Below are 19,736 nucleotides of genomic sequence, written 5' to 3'. Positions count from 1 at the left end.
TGTTGTCAAAAAGCATGAGGTTACGAAGCTGTTTATCTTCGAAAACCATGGCTTTGAGGTTTTCGCCCCAGCTTTTTTTCTTGGCTTCGGCTTTGATGCTTTCGACTTTGTAGCCTTTGGCTTCCAGCGCAGCAAAGAATTTTTCTGGCAGAAAGAGGCCATGTTCATCGAACCATGGGCCTTTCTCATCGAACTGAAGTGCGCCTTCCTGATCCAGCCAATCACTGAACACACGATCGTCGTCTGCTTCTTTGGCAATCGACTTGGGCAAACTGGTCGCCAGCTCTTTAAGTTGGCCTTGGAACGCGTTGCCACTGGCTTGGGCCAGTTGTTTCAGGCTGATGTGGTTCAGGATCGTCGTCGAAGAGGCGCTGCTGAGTTCACGTAGCGGAATGTTGGTTTTGGCCAGGCGTTCGAGGGGTTTTGGCTTGTAGCTCTCCGCGTCCCAGAGGAAGAGGCGGGGAGGCTTCAGTGCTCGAACGCGTGCTTCGGCGGTGGTCTGAATCCGCTCAGCCTCTGTGTTCAGGTCGTACCACTGCTTTTGCAAGCTGACAAAGAGCACTCCGGGTGGCGCTGACTTGCCACCGGTAGCCGAGACCCATTGGGAATAACGCGCTTCGATTTTTTTCTCAAGCTCATCGCGTTTGTTTGTCAGTTCGATAAAGGCCTGAAAATCCTTGGTCCCTGCGTACTGGTCGTCAGGGCTGAGTGCGAACTCGGGAACCGCCACCCCGCACTCGGCGAGTTCCACGATGGCATTGATGTATGGGGACATCAGGTCTTTCAGTGCGAGGATGTTGATCTGCACACCCTTGAGTTTCTTTTCGTCGATCTCGCCGGTTTCAATCAGTTTTTTGTGAAGCGCCTTGTAGTCTTTCAGGTGCTCCCACGCCGAGGCAATTTTTTTGCTGCCGGGATCGAACATTTTGTAGCCGTGAGCTTTTGCCTTGTCACGTTCTTTAATGTACTTGTCGATGGCCTCGCGAGCCTTCAAGGCGCGCGGCGTGTAGAAAACCCCGTTTTCTCGCTTGTACCCCAACTTCTCTGCGCTGGTGTCGGAGACCTTTTCCAGCGCTTCCATGTTCTTTTTGTTTTTATCGATGCGTTGCTGAGCTGCGAACATCTCGCGCTCAGCATGCATCGTCGCGTCGCTGTCACCTTTGTCTTTAGCTGTGTCCCAATCTTTGCGGCACTGCGCTTTTTTCGCCGTGTCTTCGGGGATTGCCGATTTCGACGCCAGGTAACTGCTACGGTCGTCTGCTTCGAGAAAAGCCTCCGGGCCGGGCGTGAGGAAGTAGTCCATCAGCCCGGCATCGGCGATGTTGCTCATGCGCGTGGCTTTGTCTGCGTTGACGGTTTTTTGCTTGAGCAGGTTGACGCTTTCTTTCAGCTTCTCGGACGTGCGCTTGGGCAACAGCCAGAACCGACGCTGGCCGGTGACGTAGATGATGTCGTCATAGCTGCTGCTGCAACCCGGCTTCTTGTCCTTGCAGAACGTTTCTGAGTCGGCAGATGACTTCGGTGGGTCCGCCGGGATAACAACAGGTGGTTGTTCTGGGGTAGATGCTTGTTCGGACGTACCTGTCATTTCAAACTTCCAGTCGTTGTACTTTCTCGAATGCCGGCATATCGCTGCTCAGCACATTCATTACGTCGGCTCGCGCTCGCAACGGGCGTTGGTTCAACTGCGGCAACAGACGCTCAAGGTGGCGTCCCTCTTCTATGCCGTGATCCACCAGCAGTTGCAAATTTTCGGATATTCCCGGCAGTTGTTCATTCGGCAAACCGTTGGCCGATTCGGCTTCGCGGGCTCGAATCCAGTACCACCAACGCACTTCATCGAACGCAACCAATGTCGTTTCCTGAAGTTGCAGCGGATACCTGTGCTCGCCAGTAGAGGCATCGAATTCTTGAGTTTGTTCCCAGACGCGCCAGTTCATATCGTCAATATGCGCGGGAGGTGTATAGACGCTTTGCCAAGGACCCAATAGAGCTTGGGCAGGAACAGTCAGCGCAAGAGCACTCCAGAATGCCGGATCGTAAAAGCGTGCCAGTGAGTCGCCGTGGGATTTGCTGTTCATTCGTAACAGTCGACGGGCATGCAGGAGGGTGTTTTCCGGTGTGTCCCGAGAGGTCAGCAGAATGCCTGCGCGGTTTGCGCGGCACAGTTCAACGGCCTTGGCTGCGGCGGCGCCTCCCGGCTTCAATTGCAGCCATAGTGGACTGACTTCATTCATTTCGGCGAAAGGTGTGCCCTGGAAAAGTTTTTCGACTTCGCCTATGTTGGCCTGCTGATAGAGCTGTTCCAGAGCGCGAGGCTGCCGGACGCTATCGATGATGCAATACAAGGAGCGGCTTGCAGCGTTGCCTGCTGGCGTGGTGACCACGGGTTGTTCAAGAAAGTGACTTAACCATTCAGACATGGGCAAACCTCTCGCGAGCAAGCGCCATTGGCTTGCTTTCCACAGATCGGAACAAGGGGGAGGCCTTGAACGCTTTTTCGTACAAATGGGTTGAGCATGGCAGGCACTAACACCGTACCAGCCTTATCCGCATCCGCCTGCTTCAACGGCCCCGGCAACAAAGGCGCAGCGCCCGTGCCGCTACCCGGTCCACCGCCGGAGTTCATGTTGATCACTGGCCCGCTCATGGTCACGCCGCCGGCATCGATCTTGATAAAACTACCGCCGCCAATGAGCGTCAGTTCCGCCCCCGCTTCAAGCACGACTTTCATGCCGCTGCTGAGGTGGATTTCCTGGCCCGCATCAATGAACTGCCCAGTCCCAATCTTGATGTGCTGATTCACGCCCACGGTCAGGTGATCATTCGCCCGCGCTTCGACTTTGCGGTCGGCGTAAACCGTGTGGTGTTCTTCGGCTTTGAATTCCGTGTAGCTGTTCTTTTCGACGGTGTCGTGGCGTTCGTTGCCGACGCGGATTTTCTGGTCGTGCTCGATGTTCTCGTCCCAGTCGCGCTGGGCGTGCAGGTAGATCTGCTCCTGACCTTTCTTGTCTTCGATGCGCAGTTCGTTGTAACCGCCTCCACCCATGGAGCTGAGGGTCTTGAAGGTGCTGCGGGTTTTGTTCGCCGGCAGTTCGTACGGGACGGTGTTTTCCTTGTGGTACAGGCAGCCGCTGATCAGCGGTTGATCGGGGTCACCTTCAAGGAAGGTGACCAGCACTTCCATGCCGATGCGCGGGATGGCGATGCCGCCGTACTGGGCGCCGGCCCAGGCGGATGAGACGCGCAGCCAGCAGCTGGTCTTGTCGTCGGCCTGGCCTTCGCGGTCCCAGTGGAATTGCACTTTGACACGGCCGTACTGGTCGCAATGGATCTCTTCGCCTTTCGGGCCCGTGACCACGGCACTTTGGCTGCCGAGGATGCGCGGTTTCGGGTGGCGCAGGGGCGGGCGATTCGGCACGTCCCACGGCGTGGCCTGAAAGCGGTTGCGGTAGCCCTGATGGAAATCGTCTTTCAGCGCAGTGGTGTCGCTGGTTACCGACTCTTCGAGCACTTGCGGCTGCTTGCCTTCGTGGAGGACTTCGGTCAGTAACCAGAGGTTGTTCCATTTGGGTTTCGGGTGCGCGGTCAGCGCGAGGAAGTGGCCGCTGACCAGCAACGGCTGATCGCTCTTGCCTTCGGCGAGCTGGAAATCGCTGCGATGGCGTTCGAGGGCGCGTTTGGCCAGGTGTTTGCCGCGCTCGCGGTCGATGAAGCGACCGGGGTAATCGTAGTCTTCGAGGTCGGGCAGGGCGTCGCCACGGTTTTCGCTTTCGAGGGTGAGGCGTGGTTTTTCGAAGTCGTAATCGCGACGGGTGGTGCGGCTGGTGCGGGTTTCCAGGCGCAGGTCGAAGCGCTTGATCACCGGGTCGCTGGCGACCATGCCGGAGTCTTGCTGATAGGCCACAGGCTTGAGTTTCGGGAACACCGTCTGGTCATCGCCGAACACCAGTTTGTGCGCCGTGGCGCTGTGCTGGAAGTGGTAGTGAATGCCTTCTTCTTCGCACAGGCGCTGGATGAAATGCAGGTCCGATTCATCGTATTGCACGCAGTAGACGCGCTCGGGATAAATCGAACCGGTCTTGAATTCGTAGGCGTTGCTCTGGATACCGTGCTCTTCGAGGACCATACCGATGATTTTCGGCACGCTGAGGTTCTGGAAGATGCGCTGGTTGACGCGATGCGCCAGGTAAGACAATTGCGGGCGCAGGGTCACTGAATAACGGGTCAGGCGTTTGCCGGAATCGCCTTGCGCGGCGCGGTAGATCTGGCCATGGATGCCGCTGCCGTCGGGCGACAGTTGCAGGAAGGCCGGTTTGTGCAGCAGGGTTTCGAGGTCCAGCGACGGCTGCTCACTGACCAGCTCCACCTCAAAGACAAAAGGCTGGCTGATGGCTTCGCGACCTTGCAGGGTGAATACCTGAAAGTCAGCAGAAAGCCCTTCGATGGTCAGGGCAAAGTGGGTTTCATTGGCCGGCGCGAACATCCCTTGTTCCTCGTGCTGTACAGCGGCGTTCGTCGACAGCCGCAAAAGCGGGTCAACGTACGCGAAATTCTGGAGGGGCGTAAACAACATCGACCAGCAGAGCTGGCCGATGTTTGTAACGATCAGCCGTAATTAAACGACTGGAGCACGCCAGTCATCGGAACCCGAAGTACCGGATACTTCGTGGGTCCAGGTGATTTTGCGGTAGGTGAACTGCACTTCTTCCAGGTGGGTGAAGTGCGAGTTGCCTGGATCCTGGCAGTTGTGCATTTTGTTGTTGATGGCGACGATGATCGCGTCTTCCAGTTTGGTGGTGTAGTAGTGCTCTTGGGTACCTTGAGCCGAAGTACGGAACCACTGGATAACGATTTCGCTCATGCGCTCGCCGGAGGTCAGAGCAGCTTGCAGCAGAGGCGAAGCCTTGTCGTAGACCTTGGTGATCACAACTGGCTTGTGAACGCGCTGACCGGTTGGCTGACCGGATTGTGGGTCACGCGGGATGATCACGTCGTGGCTGAAAGCCTGAACCATAACCTGGTCTTCGTGGCCTTCCTGGTAGGTGTTGCCAACGGAGTCGGCAGTGAATGCGCCTGCAGTGATCAGGCCTTGTTTTTCGCCGGTAACCGACATGTACGCTGGTGTTGCCATGGGGTGCTCTCCTTGCGGATAAATTTAGGGTGCCCGGGAGGCGAAATCGCCCGGTGGGTGCCTAAGGGCTATCAAGGAGCGTGCCAGCTTTTGTGAAGTCCCCGGGAGGCGGGGGTTGGACCGCTCTGGTCTGCGCTTTTGAGGATTTTTGGCAGGCGATTGAAGGTAAAAGTGCGCAAGAAGTTGCGCAGTACTGCGCAACTTCTTGCGCACTTGGCTGCAGGCCCCGTGACGTATGGGCTGTAGCGCTTCAGAGGGGTGTTTTATTATGGGGTACTGCGCAACTTCTTGCGCAGTACGGCCGAAGGCCATCACTGGCAGTACACTGACTAAAAAATCAAAAGATCGCAGCCTTCGGCAGCTCCTACAGGAAAATGCATTCCAAATGTAGGAGCTGCCGAAGGCTGCGATCTTTTGATCTACCGACGACCTGCCGTTAGATTATTTTCAGGCCCAGCACTTGCGCGCATTCTTCAATCGAACGCCGCTGCGTCTGCGCATACAACCCCAACTCATCAATGGTCGGACGTCCCAGCGCCTGTTCGAATGCCTGACGATTGGAGTGCTCGCCGTAGTGTGTTTGCGCCGCATCGCCAAGGTTCGACTGAAAAATCCCTGCCGCACTGACCGGCAGGAAATCTTCGTACACCAGCGGTTCAGCTTTCACATGACCGTCGCGCAACAAATCCTCAAGCGAGGCCTCACCGAGGCTACCCGCCGCCAGACCCTTTTCCGTGGCGAAGTAGCGAAAGTACGCCAGACCCTGTTCGCGCATGCCCTCGACGCTGTCAGGGAATTCGCCAAAGTGTTGAGTCATCAGCGCGTTGTAGCGTGCGGCGTTGGCTTCATTGGGGAAATCACCCAGTTCCTCCCGCGCCGCGTTCAACAGGCAGTCATACAGCGCCCGGCCCTTGGGCGTCAGCGCTGCACCGCGTTGTTCGATTTCGCCGAAACGCGCGCTGTGGCTGCCACGGGTTTCGCTCTGGTCGGTGAAGGCGATCGGCTCGTCCAGGGCCTTGAAACTGGTTTGGCGCAGCAGGATCGGGCATTGCCGACGCGGCGGACCTTCGATCACTGCTTTGGGCGTGATGCCATGGGCCGGCATCTGTTCCTGAACGACGTCGATGTCGAGAGTGCGCGGTGTCAGGTGATTGATGTGCGGGCCTTTGAACGCCACTACATCCGCGATCAGACGGTGTTGGGCGCTCAACGTCTGGTACTGCGCGGCGGTGACGGTGGCGCTGTGATGCCAGCGAAAGGTCTCCAATGCCTGTAGGACAAACTCTGCTGCTTCGGTCTCGCTCAGTCCTCCTGCCGTTTCAGCCTCGGCGATCAGGCGCAACGCCGCGGGAGTAAAGATCGAACGCTTGGCCAGCACCGAGTCGGCAAAGGCGCGCAACTCAGGATCTTCAATCAACTCCAGCCGCAACAACGAGGTAAACACCCGAAACGGGCTGACTTGCAGCGCCTCTTCATGCACCGCGCGAAACGCCGTGGAATGCACCGGCACGCCCGCCGGGGTCAGGTCGTAATAACCCACCGGTTGCATGCCCATCACTGCGAACAGGCGGGCGAGGGTGGCCAGTTCCGTTGCGGTGCCGACGCGGATGGCGCCATGGCGCTCCATGTCGAGCCGTTGGATTTCGCCGGTATTGTCGAGCTGCCGGGCGATGTCTGGCTGACGTGAAAGCACGTCGCGGTTGGTCTGTTCCACCAATTCCATCAGCGCGCCGTACAGCGGGACTTCTTCGCGGTACATGTCGGACATCGCTTTGGAGAAGCGTTGGCGGATCAGGTCGGGGCTGACGAAAGGCTGCACGGTCATGAAAAAAATTCCTGCCACGGTCACGAAATGGGTGGAGGAAAAGATCGCAGCCTTCTCCCGCGTGGGCAAACGAAGAATCCTACGAACTTCATTCTGCCAACGACTGATCCACCAGTTCGATCCAGTGCCTGACCGGAGCCCGACCAGCGCTGGCCAGATGACTCTGGCAGCCGATGTTGGAGGTGACGATCAGCTCAGGACGCCCGCTTTCCAGGGCATTGAGACGGTTGTCGCGCAATTGCCGGGCGATCGTCGGTTGGGTCAACGAGTAAGTGCCCGCCGAGCCGCAGCACAAATGCCCGTCCGGCACGTGGGTCAGGTTGAAGCCCAGGCGAGTCAGCACCGCTTCCACTGCGCCGCCAAGCTTCAGGGCGTGCTGCAAGGTACACGGACAATGCACGGCGATCCGCCGTTCGCTGGCGGCGCACACTTGCTCCAGCGGTTCCTGCGCGATGACCTGCACCAGATCGAGGGTCAGTTCGCTGATTCGCCGAGCCTTGTCGGCGTAAGCCGGATCGTCTTCGAGCAGATGCCCGTAATCCTTGATGAACGCGCCGCAACCGCTGGCAGTCTGGACGATGGCTTCGGCACCGTTTTGCAGATGCGGCCACCAGGCGTCGATGTTCTGCCGGGCGCGGTCGAGGCCTTTGGCCTGGGCGTCGAGGTGATAGTCCAGCGCGCCGCAACAACCTGCTTCGGGCACCGCGGTGACGCTGATCCCGAGTCGATCCAGCACCCGCGCCGTGGCGTCATTGGTATTGGGGGACAAACCCGGTTGCACGCAGCCCTCCAGCAGCAACACCCGGCGCGCATGCCGTGGTGCCGGACGCAAGCCTGAACTGGGCAGATGCTGCGGCAGTTTGCTTTCAAATATTCGCGGCAACAGCGGTCGGAATGTCGTGCCCAGCCGCAACAAGCCTTTGAACAAACCGGGATTCGGCGCCAGTGCCCGCAACCCTTCACGCAACAACCGCTGCGCCGCCGGACGCGGTACCGCGTGATCGACCACCGCCCGGCCGATGTCGAGCAGGTTGTGATAATCGACGCCGGACGGGCAGGTGGTTTCGCAGTTGCGGCACGACAGGCAGCGATCCAGATGCAGTTGCGTCTGCGCGGTGGCCGGCGCGCCTTCGAGCACTTGCTTGATCAGATAGATGCGCCCGCGCGGGCCATCGAGTTCATCACCCAGCAGTTGATAGGTCGGACAGGTGGCGTTGCAAAAGCCGCAATGCACGCAGGTGCGCAGGATCTTTTCCGCCTCGGCAGCGCGGGGCAGCTGTCTGGATTGCTCGCTGAGGGTGGTTTGCATCGCTAGAACTCCGCGTACATTCGACCGGGGTTGAACAGCCCTTGCGGGTCGAGTTGCGCCTTGAGTTGGCGGTGATAGCGCAGCAGGGTCCAGGCCAACGGCTGGAACGGCGAGTCGCTGGCGCCGTGAGTGTAGCACGTGGCGTGACCGCCGAGCTCCTGGGCGAGGATCTGGATGTGCGGTTTGTCGGATTTCAGCCAGCGTTGCGCGCCGGCCCAGTCGATCAGTTGCGCGCCGGGCAAGTCCAGTGGGCCGAGATTGTTCGGCAGCGACAGGCGCCAAAGCGGCAGGCCTTCATCGAAAAACGGCAAACGTTGCTCGTTCAAGTCACGCCAGAACACCGAGTCCAGTGGCTCGCCGCCCAAGCGTTGATGCGCCGCCGTCACCGAGCCTTCGCCGCCCTCCAGGCGCAGGTACAAACTGGCGCCGTCGTGACACGCCGCGCTGATCGGCAGTGGTTGCTGGCCCCATTCGGCAAGATTGGCCAAGGCGCGGGTGCAGTCGATATCGAGGCGGATGCTCAGGCATTGCCGAGGTTTGGGCAGGACTTTCAGCGACACTTCAGTCAACACGCCGAGGCAGCCGTAACTGCCAGCCATCAGCCGCGACAGGTCATAACCGGCGACGTTTTTCATCACTTCACCGCCGAAGCGCAGGTGCTGGCCAAGGCCGGTGATCACTCGCGTGCCGAGGACGAAATCGCGTACCGAGCCCGACCATGGTCGCCGTGGCCCGGACAGCCCGGTGGCGATCATGCCGCCGACCGTGGCGCCTTCGCCGAATGCTGGCGGCTCGCACGGCAACATTTGCCCGGCAGCGTCCAGCGCGGTGAGCAGCTCGGACAACGGCGTACCGGCACGTACAGTGACCACCAATTCAGTCGGGTCATAACGAACGATGCCGCGATGCGCGCGGGTGTCGAGCACTTCGCCGGCCACTTCGCGCCCAAGGAAAGCCTTGCTGTTGCCGCCCTGAATCTTCAGTGGCGTGGCGTTGGCGCGCGCTTGATTGACCTGATCGAGCAGGGCGCTGCTGGCATCGAAGTCGGCCATCAGAAGCGCTCCATTTCAGGGAACGGTAGTTGCCCGGCATGAATATGCATCGCACCGAATTCGGCGCAGCGGTGCAGGGTCGGGATGTTCTTGCCGGGGTTAAGCAGGCCCTTTGGGTCAAACGCGGCTTTTACCGCGTGAAACAGGCTCAGTTCGTCACTGTTGAACTGCGCGCACATCTGATTGATTTTCTCGCGGCCGACCCCGTGTTCGCCGGTGATGCTGCCGCCGACCTGCACGCACAGTTCCAGTATCTTGCCGCCGAGGGCTTCGGCGCGGTGCAGTTCGCCGGGTTGGTTGGCGTCGAACAGGATCAGCGGGTGCATATTGCCGTCGCCGGCATGGAACACGTTGGCCACGCGCAAGTTGTATTCCTCGCCGAGGCGAGCGATGCCTTGCAACACGCCGGGCAGTTCGCGACGCGGGATGGTGCCATCCATGCAGTAATAATCCGGCGACAGGCGGCCAATGGCCGGGAAGGCATTCTTGCGCCCGGCCCAGAAGCGCACGCGCTCGGCTTCGTCACGGGCCTGGCGCACTTCGGTGGCACCGGCCTCGGTCATGACCTCGCGCACCCGCAGGCAATCGTCGTGGACATCCGCTTCGACACCATCGAGTTCGCACAGCAGGATGGCTTCGGCATCCACCGGGTAACCGGCATGGATAAAATCCTCAGCAGCGCGAATCGCCAGGTTGTCCATCATTTCCAGACCGCCGGGGATGATCCCGGCGGCGATGATCTCGGCCACGGCGCGACCGGCTTTTTCCACGGAATCGAAACTGGCCAGCAGCACCTTGGCGACCTGGGGTTTGGGCAGCAGTTTGACCGTGACCTCGGTGATGATCCCCAGCAAGCCTTCGGAACCGGTGAACAGCGCGAGCAGGTCGAAACCCGCTGCATCGAGGGCGTCGGAGCCTAGCGTCAGGCGTTCGCCTTCGATGGTCAGCACTTCGATTTTCAGCAGGTTGTGCACCGTCAAACCGTACTTGAGGCAGTGCACGCCACCGGCGTTTTCCGCGACATTGCCGCCGATCGAGCAGGCGATTTGCGACGACGGATCCGGCGCGTAATACAGCCCGAACGGTGCGGCAGCCTGGGAGATTGCCAGATTGCGCACGCCCGGCTGGACCCGTGCGGTGCGCGCGGCCGGGTCGATATGCAGGATGTTGTTGAAGCGCGCCATCACCAGCAGCAGACCTTGTTCCAGTGGCAAGGCCCCGCCGGACAACCCGGTGCCGGCGCCACGCGCGACCACCGGCACGTTGTGTTGATGGCAGAGCTTGAGCAGGGTCTGCACCTGTTCCAGTCGCCGGGGCAGGGCGACCAGCATGGGCGTGGTCCGATAGGCCGACAATCCATCGCATTCGTAGGGTTTGAGTTCTTCCTCACGCCAGAGAAGGTCGAGATCCGGCAGCGCCTGCTGCAGAACCTTGAGCAGCTTCGCCTTATCAACGACGGGGAGCGGGCCGTCGAGGCGTTCGTCGTAAAGAATGTTCATCTCAAATCCTGTTTACTGGCTGCAGGGTGTGGGCTTTTATCGTTGCTTACCCAGAAACTCCCGATACAGGCGCGCCGTATTCGCCGGTTGTTCGACCATCGGCATGTGTCCGATGCCGTCCCAGACGACCACCTGCAGATTGGCGATGCCCTTGCTCCAGATCGGTACGCTGCTGACGTCGATCAGCCGATCCTTGCGCCCCCACAGCAACAGCGCCGGGCATTTGATGTCGGCCAGTTTTGGCTCCATCGGCGCACTGGCACGGAAATCGCGGAAGATCTCTTCCAGTTCATCTCGTTGTCGTTCATAGCGCTGGGCAATGGCGTCCAGTACCAGCTTCGGCACCCACGGCGGCTCAGCCATGGTCATTGCATAAAACTGCTGGAACTCTTCCCGGGAGTTGATCAGAAACGGGTTGTGCCCACGGGCCAGATGCCGCTCCATGTCGCTGGCCTGCGGTGCCGTGACGCCGGCCGGGTCGATCAGTGCCACTGAGGCGATCCGCTCCGGATAGGTTGCGGCCAGCCACGCGGCGATGTAGCCGCCCATCGAGTTGCCGATCACATGGACTTTTTCCACGCCGCAGACGTCGAGCAACTGGATCATGCGCTTGGCCTGCACCGGGATATCGTAGCCACCGCCGGCCTTGAAGCCGGTTTCACCGTGGCCGGCCAGATCCGGGATGATCACCCGGTACTCGCGGACAAAATGCCGGGCAAAGCGCAGCCACAGATTTTTGTCGGCGCTGTAGCCGTGCAGCATCAATATCGCGCTGGCCGCCTCGTAGGGCCCGCCTTGCCAGGTCGAAACCGTCATCTCGGTGATCGGCACCTCGATTTTGTGCAATTTATACAACTTGGCCTCAAGGGCCATGCTCAGGTCATATAGCCAATGACCTACCGCCGGGTAACTCAACCAGCTCCAGGCCACGAAAACCGCGAGAGCGACAAACAGCAAAAGCATCAGACGTCTTCCTTTTACGTGTTCAGGACAAAATGTGGTCTGCCGGTTTCAACGCCCGGGTCAACCGGTAATAGCTGAAGCTGAAGCCGGGAAACATCGCGATCACATGACCGTCGCGGCTTTGATACCAACTGTGGCAGCCGCCGGACTTCCAGACTGTGCGCTCCATCTCACGGTGGATCATTGCAGTGTAGGTACGTTCCGCGTCGCGGCGCACTTCAATGCTGCGCAAGCCTTTAGTCTGCACTGTGCGGATGCAGTCGAGGATGTAGTTCATCTGCGCTTCAATGATGAACAGCGCCGAGGTATGGCCGATGCCGGTGTTGGGGCCGGTGACGATAAACAGGTTGGGAAAATCCGGCAGGCTGGTGCCGAGGTAAGCGCGCGGGTATTGCGCCCAGACCTCTCTGAGTTGTACGCCGTTTTTTCCGCTGACAGGGTAGGAAATCACCCCGTCGGTGGCGTCGTAGCCGGTCGACCAGACGATCAGGTCAACCTCGATGTGTTGGCCATCCTGCGTGTTGACACCGGTTTCGTCGATGGAAGCGATGCCTTGCTCGTGGCTGTGCAGCGTAACGTTGGGCCGGGTCAGGGCCGGGTAATAGGTACTGGAGACCAGGACCCGCTTGCAGCCAATGGTGAAATCAGGCGTGAGTTTTTCTCGCAGTTGCGGATCCGTCACCTGGCGCTTGAGAAAACGCAGCGCTTGGCGCTGCACCATATGGATCGCCGGTTTTGAGTATTTGAAGGCGATAATCCGTGTTTCGAATTGCCAGTAGAGCAGCCAGCGCAGCAGTTTATGGGCTGGTTTGATCCCCAGCAGCCAGCGCTGGAAACGCCCGAACCGGCGATCTGCACGAGGCAGCACCCAGTGCGGTGTACGCTGGAACACATGCAATTGCTCAACCTGCGGCGCAATCGCCGGGATCACTTGAGCCGCACTGGCGCCGCTGCCGACGATGGCCACGCGTTTGCCCCGGTAATCGTAGCGGTGGTCCCACTGGTTGGTGTGAAAAGTCTTGCCCTGAAAACGCTCCTGCCCGACAAAGTGCGGGATCACCGGTTGGCTCAACGGTCCGCTGGCGTTGATCACGAACTGCGCATGGAAGATGCCCTTGGCGCTGGTGTGAACCGCCCAACGCTTTTCAACGTCGTCCCACTCGATGCATTCGACGTTGGCCTGCAGTTCCACTCGCTCGCGCAGGTCGAACGTGTCGATCACATGTTCGGTGTAGCGCTGCAGTTCTGCCTGTTCGGCGAACATCTGCGACCAGCGATACGGCGCGAACGACAATGAGTACAGCGGCGATGGCACATCCACCGCCGCGCCGGGGTAGGTGTTCTGGCACCAGGTGCCACCGAAGAAGTCCCGACGCTCCAGCAGACGGAAATCGTCGATCCCGGCCTTGAGCAAGTTCACCGCCGCACACTGGCCGCCAAACCCGCTGCCGATGATCAACACTCGATAGGTGTGCATGAGCCTCCTTCTTATAAATTTTTTTCCGTTTTCGTCCTTTCATGTATAGCCAAATATTTGCACTGTGTGCTCGCAAATTCCCACGGTGGACGGGAGCCTGCCGGCCGGTGATGGCTATTCAACGGCGCCCTGTTAGACTCCGGGAACACCGCTTTTGGGGGTGTGCGCAAGTTCCATCGAGTTATCGAGGCCCTTATGGGAAACAAGGGGGGAAAGGGACTTTCATTGGCAAGGAGGCTGTACACGTCGCGAACCCTCGGACTGGTGCTGGGGCTGCTCTGCGTGGGCGTGGCCATGTACCCGCTGGACCCGCCGCTCTGGGTTTGGGCGCTGATGGCGTTCAACGGTCTGGTCTGGCCGCATCTGGCCTTTCAATGGGCTCGCCTTGCGCGCGTTCCTTACCACGCCGAACACCGCAATCTGTTGATCGATGCTTTTCTCGGCGGCTTCTGGGTTGCCGCCATGCATTTCAATCCGCTGCCCAGCGCCACGACCATTTCGATGATGGCGATGAACAACGTGGCCATTGGCGGTCTGCGTTTTCTGCTGGCCGGGTCTGCTGCGCAATTGCTCGGGGTCGGTGTTGGGCTGGTGGTGTTTGCCCCGGCGTTCGTTGCGCAAACCTCACCGTTGCAACTGTATGCCTGTTTGCCGTTGCTGATGTTGTATCCGCTGGCGCTGGGCTGGATCTGCTTTCGCCAGGCCTATACGCTGGGCTTGCACAAGCGCGAACTGCTGGCCCTGAGCCGCACCGACAGCCTCACCGGCCTGCTCAATCACGGCGCCTGGAAGGATCAACTGGACATCGCCTTTCAGCGTTGCAGACGCCAGCAGCAGGGCGCTGCGATCGCGCTGATCGACATCGACCACTTCAAGGCGATCAACGACACCTATGGCCATGTGGCCGGCGATATCGTCCTGCGCCAACTGAGCAAGATGCTCAAGCAGAACTTGCGCGTCGACGATATTGCCGGGCGCTACGGCGGCGATGAATTCTGCGTGATCCTCCCGGATTTGCCGTTGTTCAATGCCGCGCAGGCCATGGAGGCCTTGCGCGAACGCTTCGCCACCCTCGGTTACGAACAGAATCCGGCGTTGAAGGTCAGCCTGAGCATTGGTCTGGCGGCGTACGACCCGGCTCACGACGATGCCACCCGTTGGCTCAATGACGCCGATCAGGCGTTGTATGAAGCCAAAGCCAGTGGACGCAATCGGGTGATCTGCAACTGCGATAATTTGCCCAGGCATGAGCTGTTCGATTCGGTCTGAGCGGCCTTGCCCGTCAGATACGCGACCTGAAGTCAGTAGACGCCGGGGCCTCGGCCACTACCGGTGCCGCTCGGCGCGTCGACGCTGGCGTGGCCAACAGCCTGACAATCTGAATTCCTTAGGAGAGACATTTTTTATGGCAACTGCATCCGCAACAATCGATATCCCGGCTTCGGCCGATCAGGTCTGGCAATTGATCGGCGGCTTCAACACGCTGCCGGACTGGCTGCCGTTCATTGCCGACAGCCAACTGAGCGACGGCGGACGTGTGCGCACCCTGCAAACCGCCGATGGCGCTGTGATAATCGAGCGCCTGCAAGCGTTCGATAACGCTGCCAAGACTTACAGCTATTCGATTGAGCAGGCACCGTTCCCGGCCACTGATTATCTGGCGACGATCAAGGTTGAAGCCCAAGGGCAGGGCGCACGGGTGACCTGGTCGGGGCGCTTTAACGCCAAAGGCGTGAGTGATGAGGAAGTGGTGGCGCTTTTTAGCGGTATCTACCAAGGCGGCCTTGAAGCGCTGCGCGCCAACTACCCGGCTTAATCAGCCACCACAGAACCTGTGGGAGCGAGCCTGCTCGCGAAGAGGAAATGTCAGGCAACAGCTTTGTTGAATGACACACCGCTTTCGCGAGCAGGCTCGCTCCCACATTGATTTCATTCCAAGGTGGGGGATCAGGAGCTTTCGATCAAACTCTGCCGACAATCGAGCACCAGTTTCGCCCCACCCAGGTCACTGCTGTTCACTTCAAGCGTAAACCCATGCAAGCTGACAATCGCCGCGACAATCGATAGCCCCAAACCAAACCCGCCTTGCGCCTGCCCACCTTCGGCGCGGTAGAAGCGCTGGAACACCGCTTCACGCTCTCCCTCGGGAATCCCCGGGCCTGAGTCATGGACTTCGATCCGCGTGTGCCCGGCGTCATTCACCCCGCGCAAAATCACCGTGCCACCGGCCGGCGTGAACTTGATCGAGTTACTGAGCAGATTCGCCAAAGCTTCGAACAGCAATGCCCGATCACCATTGAGCGGCGGCAGTGTCTGCGGCATGTTCAGCTCGAAGCGCAGTTCGCCTTCCTCGGCCAGCGGCAGGTAAAACGCGTGCAACTCTTCCAGCAACTGCACCGGGTCGAGCTCGACAAACCCTGAGCGGCGCTGCCGGTCCTCCAGCTCGGAAATGCGCAACAAGCCACGAAACCGCGCCATCAGCGTATCCGCTTCAGCCAGCACCAGATCCAGTTGCGCTGCCTCTTGCGAGCCTTCGCCAGCCTGCTGTTGCATGCGATACAACTGGGCGCGCAAGCGGGTCAGCGGCGTGCGCAAATCGTGGGCGATGTTGTCGCAGACGCCTTTGACTTCATTCATCAGGCGCTCGATGCGTTCGAGCATGGCGTTGACGATGGCGGCGAGCATGTCCAGTTCATCGCGGCGATTGGACAGCGGTAAACGGTGGGTCAGGTCACCGGCGACGATAGCCTGGGCGCTGTCCTGGATCGCCCGGATGCGCCGTAACGGACGCCGCCGCAGCAAGTGCCAGCCGGCAATCCCCGGCAGAATCGTCAGTGATACGCCCCAGAACAACGCATGCAAAATGATTCGCGTCACCGCGAACAGCGAACCGTTGTCACGCAGCAGCACCAGCCAGCGCCCGTCGCGGGTCTGGGTGGCGACGGCGTCGCAGCTGTCGGCGGGCAGGGTCGGATCATTGGAGTCGGCGCATTCGGCGAGCATGTGGATCTTGCCGTCCAGCGGCAGGCCTTCGGGGATCTGTTGCAAGGCGCCGCCAAGGTACCGGCCTTGTGCGTCAAACAGGCCGTAGGCGTCGATCCCGCGAATGTCGAAGGTCATGCTCGCGGCCAGCGCTTCTTCCAGTTGTTCGCCGCGAAAATGCGAAAACAGATGCTGACGTTGCATCAGCGAATGCTTGGCGAGGTTGTCGAGGTAGCCGGAAACCTCGTAATACATGACCCCCATGAGGATCGCGCTCCAGGCCACGAACAGCGAACTGTACAGCGCCAGCAAGCGGCTGCTGGAGGAGCGCCAGCCGTCAGACGGGTTCGGCAATGACATAACCCGAGCCCCGTACTGTGCGAATCAACGGAACGTTGCCCGCCGCGTCGATCTTCTTGCGCAGACGGCCGATGTGCACGTCGATCAGGTTGGTGCCGGGGTCGAAGTGATAGCCCCAGACCTCTTCGAAAATCATCATCCGCGACAGAATCTGGCCGCTGTTGCGCATGAGGAATTCCAGCAGTTTGTATTCGGTCGGCAGCAGCGTAAGGACCTGTTCGGCGCGGCGAGCCTCGTGACTGATCAAATCCAGTTGAAGATCCGCCACCTGCAACGTGGTCGCGTGGGCGCCGCCGCTGTTTTGCCGGCGCAGCAACACTTCAACCCGCGCGGCCATTTCGTCGGTGGCGAACGGTTTGGTCAGGTAGTCGTCGCCGCCAGCGCGCAAGCCGCGTACACGCTCGTCGACATCGGAAAGGGCGCTGATCATCAGAATCGGCGTGGCGACGCCCATGGTGCGCAGGGTGGTGACGATGGCCAGGCCATCCAGTTCCGGCAGCATGCGGTCGAGAGTGATCAGGTCATAGTTGCCGCTCACGGCACGGTCGAGGCCTTCGCGGCCATTGTCGACCCAATCCACGTCGAGCCCGTGGCTGCTCAGTTCGGCGACGATTTCCCGGGCGGTCACGGCGTCATCTTCGATGGTCAAAATACGCGTCATAGGGCAGGCCTTGATCGGTTCAAACGGAATGGGAGCATTTTGCCAAGAATTTTCCGTGACGCTTTAAATTAACTTTCATGTTGTAGCTGCCATTGGGCGGACCCAGGGATTAATTTGACGGAACGTTGATATCATCTGGCCATAAATTCAACAGGGAGTTGTTCCGTGGGCACTTTGAATCGCATTGGCTGGATGCCTGTGATCGGTCTGTTGCTGGCGCTGGTGAGCGCTTCGACCGTAGCAGCAAACACACCGTGCTCGGGGAAGAAGGGTGGTATTGATCGCTGCGACGGCGATCTGTTTCTGTGCAATGACGGCTCTATCAGTGGTTCGAAGAAAAGCTGTGCGGCGATGTTCGGCAATCAGGGCCAGACCCGAGCGCAAAAACTGCTGCAAAGCAACGACGGCTGCGCCTGTGGCACGGGATCGTTTTGCACCGGTCCACGGGGCGGCGTGTATTGCCTGACGCCCAGTGGTAACAAGAGCTACAAGCGTAAATAGCGGGTTTTTTGCCAATGCATAAAACCCGCCGTATTCATCCCCTTGTTGCAATTTGCAATGTCCTAAGAAGTTCACAATTTCTAATGTGTTGAAATACAACGATTTATTTATTGTTGGCAACTGGCACGGTCGCTGCAATTCGTAGTGTGACGAGTTGTAACACCATTTTTCATGCCTGGAGCACTACAACAATGAATAGATCCTCTGATGGGTTTTATGCTGCCTACGAAGGAGAGTCGAGCAACGTCTCAGGCGTGTCCTGGGGCGCGATCTTCGCGGGTGCCGCGGCTGCCGCTGCACTGTCGATGATTCTGGTGTTGCTTGGTTTCGGTTTGGGTTTCTCAGCCGTTTCGCCATGGGCCGGGGAGGGGATCAGCGCCAAGGGCCTGGGCATTTCCACGATTGTCTGGTTGGCGGCGACGCAAATCATCGCCTCCGGGCTGGGCGGTTACATTGCCGGTCGCCTGCGAGTGAAGTGGGCGAACATGCACGGTGATGAAGTGTATTTCCGCGACACCGCGCATGGTTTCCTGGCCTGGTGCGTGGCCACGCTGGTGACCGCGATTCTGCTGGTCGGCTCGGTCAGCAGCGTGATCAGCGGCGGCGTACAGGCCGGTGCCAGTGTCGCTGGCGGTGCCGCAAGCGCTGTGACCCAAGCGGCCGGATCTGCAGCGGCGAACACTGACAGCAATCAGTACGGCTACTTCATCGACAGCCTGTTCCGCGATGATCGTCCTGCGTCCGTCAGCGATGACGCCGCCCATGGCGCAGTGGCGCGAATCTTTGCCCAGAGCCTGGCCAACGGTCAGCTCAGCGCTGAAGACCGTACCTACCTCGCGCAACTCGTTGCCCAACGTACCAACCTGAGTCAGGCCGATGCCGAACGTCGCGTCGATGAAGTCTACGCCCGCACTCAGAAAGCCATCGCCGACGCCAAAGTGAAAGCCCAACAAGTTGCCGACACCGCCGCCAAAGTCGCTGCCTTGACCTCGTTGTGGATGTTCGTTGCGCTGCTGGCCGGTGCCTTCTTTGCCAGTCTCGCGGCTACCTACGGCGGCCGTCGTCGTGATGCAGTCGAGTACGTTGAAGTCGACACCTACGCCACCTCGTCCACTCTGCCTCCAGTCCGTTAAACAAGGAGAATCACCATGCGCTCATTACTGTTGTTTTTCCTCGGCGTACCGATCCCGATCATTATCCTGATCGCCCTGTTCGTGCACTGATTGCTCTATTGGGGCTCATGCCTCGGCCGCTGCCACCTTCGGGTGGTAGCGGCTTTTTGCTTTCTGGGGGGCCAACGGCGAGAATCGCCGGCGGCAACGGGTCGGCCGTTGCTCGCACGTTTAAGGATGAATAAGTTGAACAAGCGGGAAATCAAGCGGCAACTGGTCGAGATGCTCGACGCCGGCCGGTCCAAGACTGAAACCTTCAACGCGCTGTCCGGTGGCAAGGTCAAGGATCGAGTGTTGGCGGCATGGATCGGGGGGCGCCCGGACCCGACCCTCAGAAAGCGACATTCAGGCAAAGTGACCTTCCTGGTGGTGCTGACGGGCATTCTGGGGATTATCGGTATGCTGGCTGGATTTGTTCAAATCAACGATGGTGGCATCGCTATGGCTTTGGCCATGATGCTAATTGTCGGCGTCATTCCGCTCTTGTTTGCGTGGGGCTTCTACAAGGGGATCGCGGTGGTTTACACGATCTATGTCACCTTCACGATCAGTCAGGTTCCGCGCATGTTTGCAGGCTATAGCGAGGAGCCAGTGTCGACTGTGCTCGGCGTGGTTTTCACGCTGGCTATGATGTTCTACGCCGCCTGGGTCAAATCGCTGCTGTTCCCGGATCTCGCCTTGATTGGCGCGAAAAAGATCAAAGGCCAGTTCGTCTTCTCCAACTGATCGTTGAACAATCCAACTGTTTCACTGGCCTGGATCAATATTTGTGTTGGCGCTATCACCTAACGTAAATGTTCC

General features: G+C 59.4%; 17 protein-coding genes. 5 read left to right on the top strand and 12 right to left on the bottom strand.

Annotated features, from left to right (window positions below):
- The 10 genes from CKW18_RS19065 to CKW18_RS19020 all read right to left on the bottom strand — a co-directional run.
- The coding region (locus CKW18_RS19065; protein WP_170947285.1) for a hypothetical protein at positions 1-1,303 on the bottom strand (1,303 nt) is incomplete at its 3' end.
- Between the two features lie 286 nt (positions 1,304-1,589).
- Positions 1,590-2,423, bottom strand: coding sequence for a DUF4123 domain-containing protein (locus tag CKW18_RS19060; protein WP_095190224.1), 834 nt, complete (start codon positions 2,421-2,423; stop codon positions 1,590-1,592).
- Complete coding sequence (tssI, locus tag CKW18_RS19055) at positions 2,408-4,486, bottom strand: type VI secretion system tip protein TssI/VgrG (RefSeq protein ID WP_371857640.1); 2,079 nt, start codon at positions 4,484-4,486, stop codon at positions 2,408-2,410. Before tssI ends, CKW18_RS19060 begins: the two co-directional genes overlap by 16 nt.
- A gap of 132 nt (positions 4,487-4,618) precedes the next feature.
- Positions 4,619-5,134: an Hcp family type VI secretion system effector gene (locus CKW18_RS19050; protein ID WP_007919523.1), complete on the bottom strand. Its 516-nt coding sequence runs from the start codon at positions 5,132-5,134 to the stop codon at positions 4,619-4,621.
- Between the two features lie 436 nt (positions 5,135-5,570).
- Positions 5,571-6,959 (bottom strand): VOC family protein, encoded by a 1,389-nt coding sequence (locus tag CKW18_RS19045; RefSeq protein ID WP_095190220.1) that lies wholly within the window; start codon positions 6,957-6,959, stop codon positions 5,571-5,573.
- An 88-nt stretch (positions 6,960-7,047) separates the two neighbouring features.
- Positions 7,048-8,268 carry a glycolate oxidase subunit GlcF gene (gene glcF / locus CKW18_RS19040; RefSeq protein ID WP_095190219.1) on the bottom strand — a complete coding sequence of 407 codons (1,221 nt, stop codon included), beginning with the start codon at positions 8,266-8,268 and terminating at the stop codon, positions 7,048-7,050.
- A 2-nt stretch (positions 8,269-8,270) separates the two neighbouring features.
- Entirely contained in the window at positions 8,271-9,320 is a 1,050-nt protein-coding gene (gene glcE, locus CKW18_RS19035; protein ID WP_095190218.1) for a glycolate oxidase subunit GlcE, read from the bottom strand.
- A complete protein-coding gene (gene glcD, locus CKW18_RS19030) occupies positions 9,320-10,819 on the bottom strand; it encodes a glycolate oxidase subunit GlcD (RefSeq protein WP_095190217.1) in 1,500 nt (499 codons plus the stop codon). The genes glcE and glcD overlap by 1 nt, the downstream gene beginning before the upstream one ends.
- A gap of 36 nt (positions 10,820-10,855) precedes the next feature.
- Positions 10,856-11,782, bottom strand: a complete 927-nt coding sequence (locus tag CKW18_RS19025; protein WP_095190216.1) for an alpha/beta fold hydrolase — start codon at positions 11,780-11,782, stop codon at positions 10,856-10,858.
- A 22-nt stretch (positions 11,783-11,804) separates the two neighbouring features.
- The gene (locus tag CKW18_RS19020) at positions 11,805-13,259 is read right to left on the bottom strand and encodes an NAD(P)/FAD-dependent oxidoreductase (protein WP_095190215.1); all 1,455 of its coding nucleotides are present in this window, start codon (positions 13,257-13,259) and stop codon (positions 11,805-11,807) included.
- 195 nt (positions 13,260-13,454) lie between these two features.
- Between CKW18_RS19020 and CKW18_RS19015 the strand changes: the two genes are divergently transcribed.
- Positions 13,455-14,528, top strand: a complete 1,074-nt coding sequence (locus CKW18_RS19015) for a diguanylate cyclase (RefSeq protein WP_095190214.1) — start codon at positions 13,455-13,457, stop codon at positions 14,526-14,528.
- 136 nt (positions 14,529-14,664) lie between these two features.
- Positions 14,665-15,075, top strand: a complete 411-nt coding sequence (locus tag CKW18_RS19010; protein WP_095190213.1) for an SRPBCC family protein — start codon at positions 14,665-14,667, stop codon at positions 15,073-15,075.
- A gap of 131 nt (positions 15,076-15,206) precedes the next feature.
- Here CKW18_RS19010 and CKW18_RS19005 read toward each other — a convergent pair whose 3' ends face one another.
- Both CKW18_RS19005 and CKW18_RS19000 read right to left on the bottom strand, forming a co-directional pair.
- Positions 15,207-16,601: a HAMP domain-containing sensor histidine kinase gene (locus CKW18_RS19005; protein WP_095190212.1), complete on the bottom strand. Its 1,395-nt coding sequence runs from the start codon at positions 16,599-16,601 to the stop codon at positions 15,207-15,209.
- Positions 16,579-17,262: a response regulator transcription factor gene (locus CKW18_RS19000; protein WP_095190211.1), complete on the bottom strand. Its 684-nt coding sequence runs from the start codon at positions 17,260-17,262 to the stop codon at positions 16,579-16,581. Before CKW18_RS19000 ends, CKW18_RS19005 begins: the two co-directional genes overlap by 23 nt.
- 192 nt (positions 17,263-17,454) lie before the next feature.
- Between CKW18_RS19000 and CKW18_RS18995 the strand changes: the two genes are divergently transcribed.
- From CKW18_RS18995 to CKW18_RS18985, 3 genes are all read left to right on the top strand, one after another.
- On the top strand, positions 17,455-17,763 hold the full coding sequence (locus tag CKW18_RS18995; RefSeq protein WP_095190223.1) for a hypothetical protein: 309 nt from the start codon (positions 17,455-17,457) through the stop codon (positions 17,761-17,763).
- A gap of 191 nt (positions 17,764-17,954) precedes the next feature.
- Positions 17,955-18,896 (top strand): hypothetical protein, encoded by a 942-nt coding sequence (locus CKW18_RS18990; protein ID WP_095190210.1) that lies wholly within the window; start codon positions 17,955-17,957, stop codon positions 18,894-18,896.
- A 225-nt stretch (positions 18,897-19,121) separates the two neighbouring features.
- A complete protein-coding gene (locus CKW18_RS18985) occupies positions 19,122-19,661 on the top strand; it encodes a hypothetical protein (RefSeq protein WP_095190209.1) in 540 nt (179 codons plus the stop codon).
- Positions 19,662-19,736: the final 75 nt, after the last annotated feature.

This window comes from Pseudomonas sp. Irchel 3E19 (assembly GCF_900187585.1).
GTDB lineage: Bacteria > Pseudomonadota > Gammaproteobacteria > Pseudomonadales > Pseudomonadaceae > Aquipseudomonas > Aquipseudomonas baetica.
This window is presented reverse-complemented; position numbering and strand designations above follow the sequence as displayed.

What these genes read in the sequence shown, in the direction of transcription:
- CKW18_RS19060 (WP_095190224.1), bottom strand. Translation starts at nt 2,423, where the DNA reads ATGTCTGAATGGTTAAGTCACTTTCTTGAACAACCCGTGGTCACCACG.
- tssI (WP_371857640.1), bottom strand. Translation starts at nt 4,486, where the DNA reads ATGTTCGCGCCGGCCAATGAAACCCACTTTGCCCTGACCATCGAAGGG.
- CKW18_RS19050 (WP_007919523.1), bottom strand. Translation starts at nt 5,134, where the DNA reads ATGGCAACACCAGCGTACATGTCGGTTACCGGCGAAAAACAAGGCCTG.
- CKW18_RS19045 (WP_095190220.1), bottom strand. Translation starts at nt 6,959, where the DNA reads ATGACCGTGCAGCCTTTCGTCAGCCCCGACCTGATCCGCCAACGCTTC.
- glcF (WP_095190219.1), bottom strand. Translation starts at nt 8,268, where the DNA reads ATGCAAACCACCCTCAGCGAGCAATCCAGACAGCTGCCCCGCGCTGCC.
- glcE (WP_095190218.1), bottom strand. Translation starts at nt 9,320, where the DNA reads ATGGCCGACTTCGATGCCAGCAGCGCCCTGCTCGATCAGGTCAATCAA.
- glcD (WP_095190217.1), bottom strand. Translation starts at nt 10,819, where the DNA reads ATGAACATTCTTTACGACGAACGCCTCGACGGCCCGCTCCCCGTCGTT.
- CKW18_RS19025 (WP_095190216.1), bottom strand. Translation starts at nt 11,782, where the DNA reads ATGCTTTTGCTGTTTGTCGCTCTCGCGGTTTTCGTGGCCTGGAGCTGG.
- CKW18_RS19020 (WP_095190215.1), bottom strand. Translation starts at nt 13,259, where the DNA reads ATGCACACCTATCGAGTGTTGATCATCGGCAGCGGGTTTGGCGGCCAG.
- CKW18_RS19015 (WP_095190214.1), top strand. Translation starts at nt 13,455, where the DNA reads ATGGGAAACAAGGGGGGAAAGGGACTTTCATTGGCAAGGAGGCTGTAC.
- CKW18_RS19010 (WP_095190213.1), top strand. Translation starts at nt 14,665, where the DNA reads ATGGCAACTGCATCCGCAACAATCGATATCCCGGCTTCGGCCGATCAG.
- CKW18_RS19005 (WP_095190212.1), bottom strand. Translation starts at nt 16,601, where the DNA reads ATGTCATTGCCGAACCCGTCTGACGGCTGGCGCTCCTCCAGCAGCCGC.
- CKW18_RS19000 (WP_095190211.1), bottom strand. Translation starts at nt 17,262, where the DNA reads ATGACGCGTATTTTGACCATCGAAGATGACGCCGTGACCGCCCGGGAA.
- CKW18_RS18995 (WP_095190223.1), top strand. Translation starts at nt 17,455, where the DNA reads ATGCCTGTGATCGGTCTGTTGCTGGCGCTGGTGAGCGCTTCGACCGTA.
- CKW18_RS18990 (WP_095190210.1), top strand. Translation starts at nt 17,955, where the DNA reads ATGAATAGATCCTCTGATGGGTTTTATGCTGCCTACGAAGGAGAGTCG.